The sequence below is a fragment of the Streptomyces sp. NPDC001002 genome, from assembly GCF_053599215.1.
On sequence record NZ_JBSFLV010000315.1, the window covers coordinates 1 to 1,285 of the forward strand.

Consider the following 1,285-nt stretch of genomic DNA (forward strand, 5'->3'; position numbering starts at 1 on the left):
CGTCGCTGTCGTCACCACCGGCTCGGCGCCCAGCAACTCACCCACCTCGCGGGCGAGTTCGTTCGCCCCGCCGCCGTGTCCGCCGACCAGCGACACCGCGAACCGGCCGCCCTCGTCGACGCACACGACCCCCGGGTCGGTCCGCTTGTCGTCCAACAGGGGCGCCACCAGCCGGACCACGGCCCCCGTGGCCAGGAAGCACACGAGCTGCTCGCACTGGGCGAACGCGGTCCGTACGGCGTCCCCGACGGGACCCTCGTACACGCGCGTCCGCTCCGGCCACGCCGCGGCTAGCCGGTCGCGCGCCGCCGCCCCCGCCGCGGTGGCGGAAATGAGGCCGATCACTGAGCAACTCCTTCATGAGGGGCGGGGGTTCGAGTCCCCCACAGCAGAAAGACGGGGTTGGTCGCCGCCAGCCGGGTCACGTCCCCCGGCAGCGGCGCGAGCCGCGAGGACTGCAACAGCACTCCGTCGCAGTCGAACCCGGCACCGACGAGCGCCTGGCGGGTGGCCGGTACCCGGTCGAGGGCGGCCATCGCGACGACGACCGACCGCCGGGCTCGTCGGGCGCACGCGGTGACGATGGAAGGCAGTTCGCTCCCGCCGCCACCGATGAACACGGCGTCCGGATCGTCGAGTTGGGACAGTGCGACCGGCGCCTCGCCGTGCACCACTCGCACTTCGACCCCGTGGGCGGCGGCATTCGCGCGGATCCGCTCGACCCCGTCCGCGGTCTTCTCGACGGCGACGACGGCCGCCCCGAGCCGCGCGCACTCGACGGCCACGGACCCGGACCCCGCGCCGACGTCCCAGACCAGTTCACCGAGCCGCGGCCCGAGCCGGGCCAGCGCCAGCGCCCGCACCTCGAACTTGGTGATCATCGAGTCCCGGTGGGTGAACTCCCGCTCGTCCAAAGCCCATTGCCCGGGCCCGACGGCCGCCCCCGCCACCGTCCGTGCGGCACCCGCCACCGGCGTCCCGTCCAGGCACAGGACGACACTCACCGCCGTACCCCAGTCACGGCCGGCGGCCTCGGCGGCCGTCACCCGCTCCACCCGCTCGTGCTCCGGATCGCCGAGCGCGCTCGCCACGACCAGCACCCGTCCACCGGGCAGCGCGGCCCCCAACTCGGCGGGCCCGGCGCCCGGTCCGGTCAACACGGCCACCTTCGGATGCGCCCGGCACACGTTCACGGCGGTCCGCAGCTCACGCCCGTGCGCGCTCACGACCACCGCGTCGTCCCAGGTCAGCCCGAGCCGCGCGAACGCGGTGGCGACGGACGAGA

General features: G+C 74.9%; 1 protein-coding gene and 1 pseudogene. Both read right to left on the reverse strand.

All coding sequences use genetic code 11. The features are described 5' to 3' along the window. A pseudogene (locus tag ACWDR3_RS47780) lies at positions 1–345 on the reverse strand (precorrin-3B C(17)-methyltransferase); the annotation flags it as partial. Further along, on the reverse strand, positions 342–1,285 hold a 944-nt coding region (gene cbiT, locus ACWDR3_RS47785), incomplete at its 5' end, for a precorrin-6Y C5,15-methyltransferase (decarboxylating) subunit CbiT (RefSeq protein ID WP_450358948.1). The pseudogene ACWDR3_RS47780 and the gene cbiT, both read right to left, overlap by 4 nt.